The organism is Ilyobacter sp. (genome assembly GCF_041583315.1).
Taxonomy (GTDB): domain Bacteria; phylum Fusobacteriota; class Fusobacteriia; order Fusobacteriales; family Fusobacteriaceae; genus Ilyobacter.
In genome coordinates, this window is the sequence record NZ_JBFHGC010000005.1 from 1 (window position 1) to 16,960 (window position 16,960).

Here is a 16,960-nt window from a genome sequence, read left to right on the forward strand (position 1 = left end):
GATAAAAAAGTTCCTTGCAAAGCTTGAACTTCTTGTTAAAATCTCCTTTGGTACAGCTGTAGTAGATTACATCAGACTCTTCACAATTTATTTTTTTTAAAAATTTATCAATCAGATGAGTTTTTCCAATACCGCCTTCACCCTGTATCATGACAATTTTTTTTATATCCTTTTCGATAAAATCTCTGTATTCCTCTTCCAAAATCCCCAGCTCTCTGTTCCTGATAAAGAAACTTTCCCTATTGGATTTGCTTTTGGAAATTTCACCTGCTCTTCTTATAAAAACATTTTTATAAAAGTCTTCTATCTCATTTTTCAGGTTTTTATCCTGGACTCCATCAAATAAGGTGCACAACTTGTCATATATATCACAAACCTTTTTATCTTCACCTTTTTCATTATAGATTTTCATGAGTTCAAAATATGCCCTTAAATTTTCAGAATCTATTTTTACTATCCTCTGTGCAAGCTTCTCTGCTATTTCAAACTCCTGCTTTCCCATACTATTTGCCAGTTCTAAAAATGCCGTCTCTAAAAATTTATCATTAATTTTTTTTAAAAGTCTTTCTTTCCACTGGTTGAACATAGGGATTCCTTTACAACATTCCTCCAAAATAACTCCGTTATGCTCTCCCACTCCATCCATAAAATCACTATAATCACTCGTTATCCTTATATTTGGGTTCAATACTAAAATTTCCCTGTTAATTGATATTATAAGATCAAATCCCAGATCCTGTTTCAGTTTATATAATAAGTTTCTTAGATTTTTTCTTGAGCTCTTTTTATCTGAGTCCATCCAGAAAAGATCTATGATCTCATCTCGGCTCACCCTTCTATTTATAGCCATATAATACAATAGAGCCTCTCCCCTTTTGAGGCTTGGTGAAATTACTGTGTTATCCACTTTTATTTGGGGATTTCCAAAAATTTTAAAATACATCTCCTTCATAAAAAATACCCCCTATGCCTGTATTTTCAATAAAATTTAAAAATAAAAAACTCAATTTTACCCCCCCAGTTAAAATAAAAAAGTTTTTCAGATGCAAAATCAGGAAAACGACCTTTCAAATTTTAAAATTGTTATATAAGTCTCTCCACTATCATTTACAAGATATATTATACCATCTATATACATAAAAATATTAAATTTTAATCTGCTGCATTTTTTTTTAAGATTCCTTTCTTTCCTTCATTAAAACTCTCCTTGTTATTAAAGGGCTATAAGTGCATTGGCACTCATTAAGATTCTCATTATTAAAAAAAATTAATAATCTATTAATCTTTTTTCATGGACACAGGAATTATTTCTTTGATTTATAATTTTATGATTAATACAGGCAGTTTTATTTATTTTTTAAATAATAATTATTAAAATTTTAAGGTATAATAGTTTTAAAGATATTTTAATAGGAGGTTCTATGAATTATTTAGCAGAAAGAATCCACCTGAGAAATCCGTCTGAGATTGATGAGGTAAAAAATTTTCTAAAAAAATTCCAGCTTGATTTTGAAAATGACATAGATTATACAGTTGCCATTAGAGAGAGAGGCCAAATAATTGCTACCTGCTCAAAGGCTAAAGATATCCTGAAATGCTTCGCAATAGATTCATCTATGCAGGGTACTGGAATCACAAATATCCTTTTGAAAGCAGTACAGGATAAACTTTTTGAAGAGAGTATTTTCCACTCCTTTATTTTCACAAAACCTGTCTATGAATCTATTTTTACATCTCTTGGGTACAAAGTTGTTGAAAAAGTGGATAAAGTGGTTCTTCTGGAAGGGGGTATTGGAGGAATTAATAAAGAGTTAGAAAAAATGTCTTCTGAATTTTCAATAGATTCTCACAGACCAAAGACAGCTCTTGTAATGAACTGCAACCCATTTACCCTGGGTCACAGATACCTCGTAGAAGAAGCCAGCAATACCTCTGAGGAAGTATTATTGTTTGTCGTCGAAGAAAACAAGTCTCTTTTCCCATTCGAGGTGAGATATAACCTTGTAAAAAAGGGCGTATCCGATCTGAAAAATGTAAAAGTTATTCCAGGTGGAAAATATATAATATCCTCTGCTACATTTCCAGCATATTTTTTAAGAGAAGCCGGAGAATTCTTAGAGGCTTATACCACCCTGGATGCAAAGATATTTGCAAATTATTTCTGTAAAAAATTCAACATCACTCAAAGAGTGGTTGGTGATGAGCCTTACTGCCAAGTCACCAATGCCTACAATGAAGCCCTTTCAAAAACTCTTGAAAAATACGGGGTAACCCTGAAAACCATAAAAAGAAAAGAAGGAGCAGACAAGACAGGCTTCATAAGTGCTTCCAAGGTAAGGGAGTCATTGAAAAAAAATGGAGCTATAGATGAAAAGGAACTTTCAAAACTTATTCCTCAAAGCACCCTCGAATTTATCCAGTCAAAAGAAGGAAAGGAGATTGTGGAGAAAATAATTTCCTCACATACACCACATTAATGAATAATAAAAATGTTAATCCTATTGATATTTTAAATGCCAGAGAGGAAAGAGTAAGACTTCAAGAAAAGATTTCTGAAAAATACAACTTTCCTTTTATAGCACTGAGAACCAACTATCCTGGTCTGTATAAAAAAAATCCTGTGGCAGATGACATAGCAGGTATTATGTTTAATGAATGCCTAAAAATTTTCAAAAAAAAAATAAGATATACTAAAAGCATTGACTCCTGGGAAGGATTCGTATATCTCCTTTTTATAGAGGAAAATCCCCTGGAAATAAAAAAATCAGTGGTAAATCTGGAAGAAAGCCATCCTCTGGGAAGACTTGTCGATATTGATGTCTACAGGCAAGACTCCCAGGGCATCAGTAGAAGCCAGTTAAATCTTCCAAAGAGAAAATGTTTTCTCTGTCAAAATGATGCACATATCTGTGTGAGAAGCAGTGCACACTCTCTGGAGGATCTCCTTGATTATATTCACACGTCCTACTATAACTTCAAAAGAACGAGGTGAAAAAGTAAATGTATCCTGAAAAAATATACCGGTTAGGTGAATTTGCCCTAGAGTCCATGCTCATGGAAGTTGCCTGTTTCCCTTCATTCGGACTTGTATCCCCCGTTTCAAAAGGTGCTCATAAAGATATGGATTATTTTACCTTTATAAAAAGTACAGCTTCACTTCAAAAATATATGTTAAAAATAGCTCATAGAGCCTTTTCTCCTGACAATCTGGATGTTATATTTTATGATTGTCGTAAATTTGGAGTTGAAGCAGAGAAGGATATGTTTAAAAAAACCAAGGGAATAAATACTCATAAGGGAATGATCTTCGTCCTTGGAATAGCAGTCATTGCAGCTTCAAAAGCTATATATAACAACGAAGAGTTTCACTCAATCCAGGAACACATCCGTTCTATGACAAAAGGAATGGTCAGCAGAGAGTTAAAAAATCTTGAAAAAAAAACTGCCCTGACCCACGGAGAAAGGGTTTTCTTAGAATATGGTATCACAGGAATAAGAGGGGAAGTTGAAGCCGGTATACCAGTAATTTTTGACTATGCCCTGCCTGCATATGATTCAGTCGAGTTTTCACATGCAGGAGACAACGAGAGACTTCTTCACACTCTGATTACTATAATGGCTCACTGTGACGACACCACTATCCTTCACAGACATGACATCAGCACTTTGAAAGAAGTACAAATTATATGCAAAAATCTTTTGAAAAAAGGTAGTCTTTTAAACAAGGATCTTATAGTGGAGATACACGACCTAGATAAAAACTTTTCAAAAAAAAGAATTAGTCCCGGAGGATGTGCCGACCTTTTGGCTGTTACAGTTTTTCTTTCTCTGGTAAAAGAAACTTTTTATGTATGATATTGATTTTATAATATTTTAAAATAGATGATCTGGCAGTTTAGACTGCCAGATCATCTATTTTTGAGGCCATAATAAAGTCATTGGAACTTAGCCCCCCTATATTATGTGTGGTAAACTTAACTGAAACCCTTCCCCATCCTAGCTCTATATCCGGATGATGACCCTCTTCTTCTGCCAAAACCCCTATAAGATTCACAAATTTCAAAGCATCTTTAAAATTTTTAAATTTAAAATCTCTTCTGATGAACTTCTCCCCCTCTATATTCCATTCTGAATTCACAAATTTAGCCATTTCAAGTATTTCTTTTCCATTTAAAGGATCCCCACCTATCTCACATGGAACACATTTTTCTTTTTTTAATTCCAAAACAATCCCCCCTTTTGACTCTATTTACAAACTTATACATCAAAAAGAACCTTTTTCCTTATAATAAGTAAAAAAAGGACCGGAAAATTCCGGTCCTTTTAAAAAACATCTTTTTAAAATTACTTTGCAGAGAAATCAAGCGACGCAAGTCTCTTGTATTGCTCCCATTTTCTCTTAGCTTCTGCCTGGTTTCTAGCGAAAAGCTCTTTTGCTCTTTCAGGGAATGATTTTGTAAGAGTAGCATATCTTACTTCTCCCATTAAGAACTCTTGGTATTTATCCCAGTTAGGCTCTTTAGAGTCTAATTGAAGTGGATTTTTACCTTCTGCTTCTAAAGCAGGGTTATATCTGATTAGAGGCCAGTATCCGCACTCTGTTGCAAGTTTCATCTCAAGTTGAGATTCTCCCATACCTTTTCTTATACCATGGTTAACACATGGAGCATAAGCGATTATGATAGATGGTCCGTCAAATGCCTCTGCTTCCTGGATAGCTTTCAAGTATTGAGCTTGGTTTGCTCCCATAGATACCATTGCGATATAGATATATCCGTAAGACATGAATATTGCAGCCATATCTTTCTTTTGTACTCCTTTACCAGATGCAGCAAATTTAGCAACTGCTCCTGAAGGTGATGCTTTTGAAGCCTGTCCACCTGTATTAGAGTAAACTTCTGTATCTACTACAAGGATATTTATGTCTTGTCCTGATGCTAATGCATGGTCAATTCCGCTATATCCGATATCATTTGCCCATCCGTCTCCACCAAATATCCATTGTGATTTTTTAACAATGTAATCTTTAAGTGAAAGTACTTCAGCTGCTCCGTCAAAGTCCTTTCCTTCAATTAATGGAAGTAACTTAGTTCTGATTTCAGCTGTTTTAGCTCCGTTGTTTCTGTTTTCAAGCCACTCTTTGTAAAGTTCTGCAACTTCTGCAGGAGCTTTATCCATAGTTCTTGTCATTACTGCTGCTAATCTGTCTCTTAGAGCTTCCACTCCTACATGCATTCCGAATCCAAATTCAGCATTGTCTTCAAACAGTGATGATGCCCAAGCTGGTCCTTCACCTTTTGCATTTTTAGTATATGGAGTAGATGGTGCTGATCCTCCGTATATTGAAGAACATCCAGTAGCATTTGCTACCATCATTCTATCTCCGAAAAGTTGAGTTATTGCTTTAATGTATGGAGTTTCTCCGCATCCAGCACATGCTCCGTGGAATTCGAATAACGGCTGTGCAAACTGAGAACCTTTAACGTTTGTTTTTGCCATTAGGTCATCTTTATAAGTAACTTGGTTGAACATGTAATTTGCATTTTCAGGTTCTCCAGCAGCTACTTCGTCACCGATTGGAGTCATTACAAGTGCTTTTCCTTTTGGTGCAGGACAAACATTCGCACATGATCCACATCCTGTACAGTCAAGAGTAGAAACTTGAATCTTGTACTGAAGACCGTCAAGACCTTTTCCTATTGGTTTGATAGTTGTAAGACCTTCAGGTGCATTAGCCATCTCTTCTTCATTGATTAAGAATGGTCTGATTACTGCATGAGGACATACATAAGAACACTGGTTACACTGGATACAGTTTTCAGAAACCCAATGAGGTACATTTACAGCGATTCCTCTTTTTTCATAAGCTGTTGTTCCGTTCTCAAAAGTACCATCTTCATATCCGTTGAATGCAGATACTGGAAGGTCATATCCTTTTATTGCGTTTATTGGGTCACAAATTTTAGTTACAAATTCTGGTTTTACTCCGCATGAGCAGTCTCTAGATCCACAGCAGTCTGCAGTATCTTCGTCTGAAAGGTTTGCCCAAGCTGGGTCTACAGAGATCTCTACTAGCTCTCCTGCTCCTCTGTCGATAGCTGCATAGTTCATGTCTACTATGTCCTGACCTTTTTTCTCATATGATTTTTTAGCATATTCTTTCATGTAAGTTTGAGCTTCTTCAAATGGAATTACGTCAGCAAGCTTGAAGAAAGCCGATTGCATGATTGTATTTGTTCTGTTTCCAAGTCCGATCTCTTCTCCAAGTTTAGTAGCATTTATAGTATAGAACTTAGCTTCTTTCTTAGCTAAAGTCTTTTTAATTGTGTTTGGAAGATTTGCTATAACTTCGTCCTTGTCCCAGATACAGTTTAATAGGAAAGTTCCACCTTTTTTTAGACCTGATATCATATCATATTGTGCAAGATATGAAGGTACAGAACATGCTACAAAGCTAGGAGATGAAACTAAATAAGTTGATCTTATTGGAGATTTACCAAATCTTAAGTGTGATCTAGTTACTCCTCCAGATTTTTTAGAGTCATATGCAAAGTATCCTTGTGCATAAAGCTCTGTTTTGTCTCCGATAATTTTGATAGAGTTTTTGTTTGCTCCTACTGTACCGTCTGATCCTAGTCCAAAGAATAGACATCCTTTTACATCTTTTGATCCTACTAAAATAGGCTCCCCTACTTCTATTGAAAGGTTAGTAACGTCATCTACGATACCAACAGTAAATGGTGATTTAGGAGTTTCTGATTTTAAGTTGTTGAATACTGCGATCATTTGAGCAGGAGTAGTATCTTTAGAAGATAGTCCGTATCTTCCTCCGATGATCTCTGGTGCATTTGGCTGACCGTAGAATAAGTTTCTTACGTCAAGGTATAGAGGTTCTCCCATTGCTCCAGGTTCTTTTGTTCTGTCAAGAACAGCAATTTTCTTTACAGTTTTAGGAAGTACGTTCATGAAGTACTCTGCAGAGAATGGTCTGTATAGGTGTACTGTTAAAAGTCCTACTTTTTCTCCTTCAGAAGTTAGGTAGTCTACAGTTTCTCTTAGACACTCTGTAACTGATCCCATAGCAACTATGATGTTAGTTGCATCTTCTGCACCGTAATAAGTGAATGGCTTGTAGTCTCTTCCTGTTACTTTTGAGATCTCTTCCATATATTCTGCTACTGCTTTAGGAACTGCATCATAGAATTTATTTTGAGCTTCTCTAGTTTGGAAATATATATCATCATTTTGAGCTGTTCCTCTTGTTACTGGGTGGTGAGGATTTATAGCTCTGTCTCTGAATTCTTGAACTGCTTTTTTATCTAATAATCTGTCATATACTTCATAATCCATTACTTCTACTTTTTGAATTTCATGTGAAGTTCTGAATCCATCGAAGAAATGCATAAATGGAACTCTTGTTTTAAAAGTAGCAAGATGCGCAACTCCTCCAAGGTCCATTACTTCTTGAACCGATCCAGATGCAAGCATAGCATATCCAGTCTGTCTAGCAGAATAAATATCTGAATGGTCTCCAAATATTGAAAGTGCTTGAGCTGAAAGTGATCTTGCTGATACATGAATTACACTTGGTAAAAGTTCTCCGGCAATCTTATACATATTTGGTATTTTTAATAGTAGTCCTTGAGATGCTGTATAAGTAGTAGTTAAAGCTCCAGCTTGAAGTGACCCGTGTACAGTTCCAGCTGCTCCAGCCTCTGATTGCATCTCTACAAGTTTAACAGGAACACCAAATAAGTTTTTCTTACCCTTTGCCGCCCATTCATCAGTGTATTCTGCCATGGGAGATGATGGAGTTATAGGATAGATCCCCGCTACTTCTGTAAACGCGTACGATGCCCAAGCTGCTGCCTGGTTACCATCCATAGTTTGCATCTTTTTAACCATTAATTGTCGCCTCCTTAAAGTATAAGTTAATCAAATTTTTTTAGTTTTGTGTGGAATAATAAAATTTCCAGTCAATCAAAATATTACTTTATAATCACTATTCTGTCAACAATACTCAAACATTTTTATTCTTTTTTTCCATAGTTTTTTTCTTTGTTTTGATTGACTTCCTTAGTCTACACTAGTTCATTGTATTAGTTATAACCTATTTTGTCAATAATTTTCTATGTGTTTCTCAATGTTATTTTTTTGCTTTTCTTTGTGAAAAAACAGTGTTGCGTGTTCTTTTTTTGCACTTTAAATTCCAAAAAAAAATAACTTTCAAGTTAATTCAAGCTTTACAACTTGTATTGTTTTTGAATTTTTTAAAAACCCCATGTACCGTTAACTTAAACTTTACAAATTATCAAAAATATTTTTTTTATTTTTGATCTGGTCTTATACGACATTTAACACTATTGAATTTTAATAATGAAACATCCCGGACCTATCATATATAGAGAGTCTAGTATATTAATTTTTTTTTACATTTTTTTAATATTGAGAATATTTTATGTTTCAAAACTACTTAAAAGATACAAACCATTTTTGAATTGAGGGCTATCTATATATTTTTTAACTAACATTCCCATTATAGTCCCTTTTTTCAACATTTTTAAACCTCCTATTTTTTCTTTACCTCTCTAGATAAAAGTCTATAGGAAATTTATAGAGACACTATATAAAAAATGTAAACCATTTGTAAAAAAAACACCTGTCCTTGGACAGGTGTAAAATTTTATTATCCTTTTACAATTTCAAGAGTATCTCTTGCGATTACTAACTCTTCATTTGTAGGTATTTTATAAATTGCCACTTTAGAAGAATCTTTAGAAAGTTTTACATTACCTTTTTTCCTTACAGAGTTAACCTCTTCGTCAAGTTCTACTCCCATGAATTCAAGACCTAATAAAGATTCTGATCTTATCAATGAAGAATTTTCACCGATTCCTCCTGTGAAACATATCATATCAACTCCGCCCATAGCTGCAGCGTATGATGCAATATATGCTCTTATTCTGTATGTCATCATATCAATTGCAAGTTGTGCTCTTGCGTCGCCTTTTTCCTTTGCAATCTCAAGATCTCTGCAGTCAGAAGATTTTTCAAATATCCCAAGGATTCCAGATTCTTTGTTTATTCTTGTATCCAACTCTTTATCAGTAAGTTCTCTTTTATTTTTTATATAGATTAATGCTCCAGGATCTACATCTCCGCATCTAGTTCCCATCATTAGACCTGCTACAGGTGTTAATCCCATAGAAGTGTCCACGCATTTACCATCTTTTACAGCAGATACAGATGCACCGTTTCCAAGGTGACATATGACAATTCTAGAATTTTCAGGATTTCCCATTATTTCTCTGGCTGTAGTTGAGACAAATTTGTGTGAAGTCCCGTGGAATCCGTATTTTCTAACTTTCAAATCTCTGTAATCAGCATAAGGAAGTGCATACATATATGCTTTAGCAGGCATAGTTTGGTGAAATGCTGTATCAAACACTCCTACATTTGGTTTTCCTGGCATAAGTGCCATACATGTTCTTACACCCATTAGGTTTGCAGGGTTATGTAATGGAGCCAGTCCATTATTAGCCTCTACAGCGGCCATTACTTCTTCATCTATTAGTATAGAGCTAGAGAAATCCTCTCCTCCGTGAACTAATCTGTGACCGATAGCATCTACCTCTTCTACGGTTTTTATAACTCCGTATTCTTCATTTGTAAGTGCTGCTATTACCATTTCAAGAGCTTCTTTATGAGTATCCATATCTTTCTCTATTTCTATTTCAAAATCTATTGCAGGAACTTCAAATTCAAGCTTAGATCCGTGAATACCTATTCTGTCACAAAGACCTATAGCAAAAACTTCTCCTGATTCTGGATTGATTAACTGATATTTTAATGATGAACTTCCGCAATTTATTACTAAAACTTTCATAATTATAAAAATCCTCCCGATTATTTAAGATTTATTTTTTATTTTGAAAAAAAAGTCTATTATCCAGCTTGTACTGCAGTTATGGCTGCTAAATTTGCTATGTCTGATACAGAACATCCTCTAGAAAGGTCATTTATTGGTGCTGCAAGACCTTGAAGTAGTGGACCATGCGCCTCTGCACCAGCTAGTCTTTGAACTAATTTATATCCTATGTTTCCTGCTGCTAGGTTAGGGAATATCAATACATTCGCATTTCCAGCAACTTTAGATCCTGGAGCTTTTTTGGCACCTACTGCTTCTACGATTGCAGCATCTGCCTGTATTTCCGCTTCAAAATCAAAATCTACTTTTCTTTCAGTTAAAAGTTTTCCTGCTTCAATTACAACATTGACAGAATCGTGTTTTGCAGATCCTTTTGTAGAAAAAGACATTAACGCTACTTTAGGTTCAATACCTGCAACTGATCTTGCAGTTTCTGCAGTACTGGCAGCTATATCAGCCAATTGTTCTGAAGTTGGTTCTGGAATAACAGCACAATCTCCAAATAAAAGAAGCTGACCATATTCCTCGATTTTATCTTTAAGTTCCATTAAAAATACTGATGAAACTGTTTTCATTCCAGGTTTTGTCCCGACTACTTGGAGTGCGGCCTTTAATACATTGGCTGTAGGAGAATCAGATCCAGAAACCATTCCAGCAGCGTCCCCAAACTTAACCATCATTGCACCAAAAAAATTAACGTCTGAAGTTAAAATTTCTTTTGCTTGTTCTTCAGTCATTCCTTTTTTAGCTCTCAGCTCGACAAGTTTTGCTACATATTCATCAAACTTTGAAAAATTAACCGGATCAATAATTTCAGCTCCCTCTAAAGAAACACCTAATTCTTGAGCCTGTTTTGTTAATTTTTCTACATTTCCAATTAAGACAGGTACTGCTAATTTTCCTTTAACAATTTCCTCTGTTGCTTTTAGAACTCTTTCATCTGTAGATTCTGGCAAAACAATCTTATTGTTTAAACTTTTAGCCTTTTCCCTAACTTCTGATATAAAACTCACTCGCTTACCTCCTAAAGTAATCAGTCCTTCTAGGTTTTTTTATCCTCACGGGAGTATTTTATCAGAAAAAAAAAATTTTTACAAGTAATTATAAACAGTTTTTAACTCTGGCTTTACAAAATCAATGTTACTAATCATTTAAGATCATTTTTTTGTCTATAAAATATAAAAAAAAGTTATTTATTACTCAAAAATTGCATCAATATACTCTTTGGGTTTAAAAGGTCTCAAATCCTCTATACCCTCTCCGACCCCTATAAATTTAATAGGTTTTTTAAGCTCCTCTGAGATTGCAAAGACGATTCCCCCCTTGGCTGTTCCGTCCAGTTTAGTAACTATAAACCCTGTTAACTTTGTTACCTCATTAAATACCTTTGCCTGATTCAGTCCGTTTTGCCCTGTAGTACCGTCTATGACAAGGATACTTTCGTAAGATGCGTTCCCTACATGTTTTTCTATTATCCTGTTTATCTTTTCCAGCTCTTTCATAAGATTATTTTTGTTGTGCAATCTTCCGGCAGTATCTATTATAGCCACATCTGCATTTCTGTTTTCTGCTGCCTTTAGTGTGTCAAAAACAACTGCACCTGGATCGGTACCCTGCTGGTGTTTTATGATCTCTGCACCTGCTCTTATTGTCCATTCTTCCAGCTGCTCTATAGCCGCTGCCCTGAAGGTATCTCCTGCACCGACGATTACTTTCTTTCCCTCTTTCGTCAGTTTTGAAGCTATTTTACCTATCGTAGTGGTTTTACCCACTCCGTTTACCCCTACCACAAGAATTACATTCAGTCCTGGCTTATCTATTTTCAGTTCGTTTCCTTCCTCTATTAAGAAGTCTTCCATTACATCCTTCAGTACTTCGTAGACATCCTTTGGATCTTTTATCCCCCTGGACCTTACCTCTTTTTCCAGAGCCCTTACTATTTTGAGAGTCATATCCATACCTATGTCAGACTGTATAAGCATTTCTTCTAGCTCTTCATACATCTCATCATCTATGACATTTCTCCCCAAAAAGAATCCTTTTACCTTTCCAAAAAAACCTTCTCTTGATTTTGTGAGCTTTTCTTTTAAAGATGTGAAAAAGCCCTTCTTTTTAGGCACCGGAATATCTTTCTTCTCTATTTTCTGTACTTCCACAACCTCTGGTTTCTCTGGCTCTTTTTCTACAGCAGGTTGTTTATCCTCTTCTGATTCCTCCTGAAAAAGTTCACTTTCAAGCTCTTCAGGTGCTTCCTCAGACTCTCTTTTCTCCCCTATAAATTCATCTTCAGTTACTTCCTCTATGACCTTCTTGACCTCTTGGGCTTCCTTTTCCTCAGAAATAATCTTTTCCTTCTCTATCTCCTCAGGAGTTTTTTCCTTCTTTTTACCAAATCCAAATATCTTCTTTAAAATCCCCATTTTTTCCTCCTAAACACTTATTTTACAAGGTTTTTAATAAATACTATCACATTTAATACCCATTTTCAAGATAAAGCAGCTCCCGAAACAGCCTAACACCCAATATTGTCTTCAGAAAAAAAGACCCCGCTTATGAGGTCAATTTTCAAAGCTTTATTCCTGTAAATGCATAAAAAACCATTGCCACAATGGCAAATGTCAACACTTTTATGGGACCGCCTTCCATAAATTTTGGGATTTCAAGGTATTCAAGTCTTTCATTTATACTGGCAAATATAAGACAAAATATAAAATAAAGAAATCCGGATATGAATATAGCTGCCAGATTATCTGTGTATCCCATATCAAAATTTATATTAAAAGCAGAAAGTATCAGGGTTATTTTTATAAGATCATCTATATCTCTTCTCTTATATTTTTTTCTGAAAATATTCTTAACTATCTCTCCCAGAAAAAAAACAGCAACCATTACTGTGAATAGCTTTCCTCCGGCTAAAAAATACGAAAGTGTGTATCCGATCCAAATAAACAAGATTATCGTCAGTGCCATTATCCCCAGTGTCTTTTCATCATTTCTGTCTTCACTATAGTGATCCACTGCATCATATCTTGAAAAAAATACATTTTCCGTGACAAATGCAGCCAGTACTATTCCCATTAAAACTCTAAACATCTTCCCCACCTCTCTTTAGCACTTTTCGAATAACTGCTGCTACTAAAGCAAATGAAAAGAGTATTCCCGGAGGCAGACTAAAAAATAGTACCGGTTCTGGAAAATATTCAAAGGCCTTTCTGATTCCCCACATACAAAGTCCGATAGTTATAAATGTAAAACTCACGTCTGCCACATCTTTCAAACCATTTTTCATATCCAGGTACATATAATAGTTCAAGATCACCACTATTAAAAGACGAGAAAATCTCTCTTCTCCCTGTTGAAATATCTCACCGGAAAAATGCATTAAAGCTGCAACCATCAAAAATGAAAAAATCATTAAATTATATCTATAATATCTGCCACTTATCAATTTTTTCTGGATAGTTCCATATAAAAAGAATACAGTTAGAAAAACAGTTTCCATAAGCCATACCTGGACTATCGTTAAAAGATTCCAGTTAGAAGCAAGAATAAGTATAAAAACCCCGCTTTTCAAGAGGAGTTCTCGGCCTCTTTTTATCATTTTGATTCACCTTCTTCCTCCCATTCAGAGTCACTGGCTCCTCCTTCTCCGTCTGTTTCCTCAGTGGTAGTGACAGTCGCTGTTGTTTCTTCTGCTTTTTCAGAGTTTTCATCACCCCATTCTGTATCTGTAGCTCCCCCTTCTCCGTCCAACTCTTCTTCTTGAGAATCTTCCTGAGAAAGGTTTTTACTTTTCATCAGTACTTCATGAAAGGTTTTATGAATATTTTTATAGGTATAAGTTGCTCCTGCGGCAGCATCCCTTTCCTTCTCAAATTTATAGCCCGTATCCATTCCTCGCCAATGCTCCATCCATTTTTCATCTTTTATATTAGCCCCTAGACCCTCGGTCTCACTGGATTCCAGTATTCTTACTCCTGCTATTTTTTCATCAGGTGTTATCCCCATAGCAAACTTTATCGTTTTATTTCCATATCCCTTTGCTTCTCCCAGAACCAGATAATATTTATTTTCAGATTCATCGTATGCAGGTATAAACACATACCCTTCATGATATATCCCTTCTTCATCTTCATATCTCAGATCCTTCTGGAAAATATAACTTTTCACCTGAGACATGAGTTTTTCCTCACGAACCTCTTTTCTCTTTTGGCTTATTTTATCAAGGCCTGTGAGAATAAATATCCCACTTACAAAAAGAATCACTACTGATAAAACTCCATATATTTTTTTCATATTCCTATCCTTTCCATATACCCTAGGTTCAGTATATTTATTTATAAGTGGAGCCAGCACATTTCCCAGAAGAATAGCATATCCTATTCCCACAGGATGAGAAGTATACTTTCTTATAAAAAAAGCACACGCTCCTACAAATATTGCAAAAACAGCCTTTCCATTTTCAGTTACAGGTCCGCTCACCATATCTGTGCACATATAGACAGCTCCGAAGATAAGACCTCCTGAAAGAATTGAAAGGACAGGGTCCTCTCCGTAAAAATAACTCAAAATACCACTTGTGGCCACCACCAGCAGAGGTACTTTCCATTTCAGTCTTTTTCTAAAACCAAGATATAAAAATCCAATGAGAATCGCTATTTTATTTATCTCACCCATTGAGCCCAATATCTCTTTTCCTGTAATAAGACTTTTATATAGTTCTGTCTTTCCACCCACATTTGCTGCGAGCCAGTCTGCACCCATATACTTTACTATGGGAAAAGCTGTCGCTCCGGCTGCACCATCAGCAGTGTGAAATTTATATAGAGTGCTTGGAAAAGATATCATCATAAATATTCTTCCCACAAGAGCGGGATTAAAAATATTTTCTCCTACTCCCCCATAGGCCATTTTTCCAGCCCCTATACCAAAAATACTTCCCAGGGCCACCATCCAGAGAGGAGTCATGTGTGGGATTATAAGTGCCAGGAGAAGAGTTGTCACCAGTCCGCTTCCGTCAAAAATACATTTCCATGATTTTTTCATTAATTTGGCCAGAATTCCTTCTGTCAAAAGACCGGTTATGATAGCTACCACCATTATTTTTACTGCGTTCCACCCAAAATAATATACTGCACTTATCATACAGGGAAGAAGAGCTATGACTACATCATACATTACCTTCTCTAAGGTATCTTTTTTTCTTATGTGAGGAGAATCACTTAGTTTATACACCTTTTTTCCCCTCCTTTAGTTTTTCCAGACCTAAAAATATAGATTTTACAATTGGTCTTTTAGTAGGACAAGCATACTCACAACAGCCACATTTTATACAACTGCTGAGGCTGTACCTCTTTTCCATTCTGCTATAGTCTTCTTTTCTTACCAGTTCCACATATCTGAGGGGCATAAGACCCATCGGGCAAACATCTACACAAGCTCCGCAGTTTATACAGGCCTTAGTCTCATATTCATTACATTCATCCTTCAGGAGAGCCAGTATTCCACCTGTCCCCTTTTTTAGGGCCTCCTCTTCTTCTGCGATGGTTCTTCCCATCATTGGACCACCCAAAAGAAGTTTATAAGTATTACTCCTGTCTATTCCTGCATAATCCAAAATATCTTTTATAGGTGTTCCTATCTTGGCTAAAATATTTTTAGGTTCCTTTATTCCCAGGCCAGATACAGTCACAACCCTTTCTACAAGAGGTTTTCCCCTATACATTCCCTCATAGAGAGCATACAGAGTCCCCACATTTATTACTATGAGTCCGTACTCCATGGGTATCTTATGTATAGGTACCTCTATATTCATCAGAGATTTTATAATCTGTTTTTCCCCTCCTTGGGGATATACACTTTCAAGAACTGCCACCTCTATTTTTCCAGTATTATCCAGATTTTTTTTTATTTTTTCAATTGCTTCTTTTTTGTTATCTTCCACTGCGATAATTACCCTGCTTATATTCATCAAATCAAAGAGCCTCTTTAGCGCAATCATAATTTCTGAGGTCTTTTCAATCATTATCCTGTTATCTGAATTGAGATAAGGTTCACATTCAGCTCCGTTTATTATTATCGTGTGAACCTTTTCATATTCATCAGCCTGAAATTTCATATGAGTTGGAAACATAGCTCCTCCCAGACCGCATATCCCCATCTCTCTTATAAAGGTTACAAATTTCAAAGCGTTTTTCCCACTTGATAATTTTATGTCATACCAGGGTTTTAGATCAATCCAATTATTTTTAAAGTCATTTTCCACAACTATAAATGTTTCATTATTTTCTTTTATAATCTCTTTGACATATCCAGACACCGGTGAATGTATGGCTACTGAAAGCATCGCTGTACATTTACCTATCTCCTGCCCCGCTTTCACATAGTCTCCTGCAGATACTATAGCAATAGCAGGAACCCCTATATGCTGGTGGAGGGATACTCTATACTCCTTTACCTCTGGCATTATCTCTATATTTTTATCTGATGTGAGTTCCTTCATCTCTTTAGGATGAACTCCCCCTCTTGGTTTAAATATTTTCATATTCCCCCCTTTCATGCCATCAATGGGATTTTTTTATGACAACAATATTATTCTATAATATAAAATTAATTCCTTTTTATTTATGCTCCCCTTTGGGAACTTTGACCTCTTTCAGATTTGTATTTATTACTAATAACTTTACATTTCTTTATTGCTTGTGTCAAGTTTTATATTTCAACTACTGATCTTATTTGGAAAATCAAAAAGACAGCCTGTCGACTGTCTTTTCCATTGTTTTTATTCTATACAAGTTTTTTTATAGCTTCTACCTTGTTTGTTCTCTCCCAAGGAAGATCTATATCTGTTCTTCCTATGTGACCGAAAGCCGCCAAGTCTTGATACTTAAAGTTTCCTGATCTCAGTTCCAAAGCTAGCTCTATTCCTCTAGGGCTAAGGTCAAATACTTTTTTTACTATCTCTGCCATTTTTATCTCTTCTATTTTACCTGTTCCGAAGGTATCTACTTTTACAGAAGTAGGCTCTACTAC

At 35.6% G+C, this 16,960-nt stretch carries 14 protein-coding genes; 3 read left to right on the plus strand and 11 right to left on the minus strand.

Annotated features, from left to right (window positions below; all coding sequences use genetic code 11):
• On the minus strand, positions 1–952 hold a 952-nt coding region (locus ABZA26_RS00455; protein ID WP_372712550.1), incomplete at its 3' end, for a hypothetical protein.
• A 469-nt stretch (positions 953–1,421) separates the two neighbouring features.
• Here ABZA26_RS00455 and citC point away from each other — a divergent pair.
• Genes citC through citG form a run of 3 tightly spaced genes read left to right on the plus strand, consistent with a single transcriptional unit; the run spans position 1,422 to position 3,855 of the window.
• Complete coding sequence (gene citC, locus ABZA26_RS00460; RefSeq protein ID WP_372712551.1) at positions 1,422–2,477, plus strand: [citrate (pro-3S)-lyase] ligase; 1,056 nt, start codon at positions 1,422–1,424, stop codon at positions 2,475–2,477.
• Complete coding sequence (gene citX / locus ABZA26_RS00465) at positions 2,477–2,992, plus strand: citrate lyase holo-[acyl-carrier protein] synthase (protein WP_372712552.1); 516 nt, start codon at positions 2,477–2,479, stop codon at positions 2,990–2,992. Before citC ends, citX begins: the two co-directional genes overlap by 1 nt.
• An 8-nt stretch (positions 2,993–3,000) precedes the next feature.
• Positions 3,001–3,855 carry a triphosphoribosyl-dephospho-CoA synthase CitG gene (citG, locus tag ABZA26_RS00470; protein WP_372712553.1) on the plus strand — a complete coding sequence of 285 codons (855 nt, stop codon included), beginning with the start codon at positions 3,001–3,003 and terminating at the stop codon, positions 3,853–3,855.
• Between the two features lie 40 nt (positions 3,856–3,895).
• Here citG and ABZA26_RS00475 read toward each other — a convergent pair whose 3' ends face one another.
• The 10 genes from ABZA26_RS00475 to ABZA26_RS00520 all read right to left on the minus strand — a co-directional run.
• Positions 3,896–4,225 (minus strand): 4a-hydroxytetrahydrobiopterin dehydratase, encoded by a 330-nt coding sequence (locus ABZA26_RS00475; protein WP_372712554.1) that lies wholly within the window; start codon positions 4,223–4,225, stop codon positions 3,896–3,898.
• 119 nt (positions 4,226–4,344) lie between these two features.
• The gene (nifJ, locus tag ABZA26_RS00480; RefSeq protein ID WP_372712555.1) at positions 4,345–7,905 is read right to left on the minus strand and encodes a pyruvate:ferredoxin (flavodoxin) oxidoreductase; all 3,561 of its coding nucleotides are present in this window, start codon (positions 7,903–7,905) and stop codon (positions 4,345–4,347) included.
• 781 nt (positions 7,906–8,686) lie between these two features.
• Positions 8,687–9,886, minus strand: coding sequence for an acetate/propionate family kinase (locus ABZA26_RS00485; RefSeq protein ID WP_372712556.1), 1,200 nt, complete (start codon positions 9,884–9,886; stop codon positions 8,687–8,689).
• Positions 9,887–9,945: 59 nt separating this feature from the next.
• The gene (pta, locus tag ABZA26_RS00490; protein ID WP_372712557.1) at positions 9,946–10,941 is read right to left on the minus strand and encodes a phosphate acetyltransferase; all 996 of its coding nucleotides are present in this window, start codon (positions 10,939–10,941) and stop codon (positions 9,946–9,948) included.
• A gap of 183 nt (positions 10,942–11,124) precedes the next feature.
• Positions 11,125–12,348 carry a signal recognition particle-docking protein FtsY gene (gene ftsY, locus ABZA26_RS00495; protein ID WP_372712558.1) on the minus strand — a complete coding sequence of 408 codons (1,224 nt, stop codon included), beginning with the start codon at positions 12,346–12,348 and terminating at the stop codon, positions 11,125–11,127.
• A gap of 145 nt (positions 12,349–12,493) precedes the next feature.
• Entirely contained in the window at positions 12,494–13,021 is a 528-nt protein-coding gene (locus ABZA26_RS00500; protein ID WP_372712559.1) for a hypothetical protein, read from the minus strand.
• Positions 13,014–13,529 carry a hypothetical protein gene (locus ABZA26_RS00505; RefSeq protein WP_372712560.1) on the minus strand — a complete coding sequence of 172 codons (516 nt, stop codon included), beginning with the start codon at positions 13,527–13,529 and terminating at the stop codon, positions 13,014–13,016. Before ABZA26_RS00505 ends, ABZA26_RS00500 begins: the two co-directional genes overlap by 8 nt.
• Entirely contained in the window at positions 13,526–15,163 is a 1,638-nt protein-coding gene (locus tag ABZA26_RS00510) for an RnfABCDGE type electron transport complex subunit D (protein ID WP_372712561.1), read from the minus strand. Before ABZA26_RS00510 ends, ABZA26_RS00505 begins: the two co-directional genes overlap by 4 nt.
• Positions 15,156–16,472 carry an electron transport complex subunit RsxC gene (gene rsxC / locus ABZA26_RS00515; protein ID WP_372712562.1) on the minus strand — a complete coding sequence of 439 codons (1,317 nt, stop codon included), beginning with the start codon at positions 16,470–16,472 and terminating at the stop codon, positions 15,156–15,158. The genes ABZA26_RS00510 and rsxC overlap by 8 nt, the downstream gene beginning before the upstream one ends.
• A gap of 242 nt (positions 16,473–16,714) precedes the next feature.
• On the minus strand, positions 16,715–16,960 hold a 246-nt coding region (locus ABZA26_RS00520), incomplete at its 5' end, for a methionine adenosyltransferase domain-containing protein (protein ID WP_372712563.1).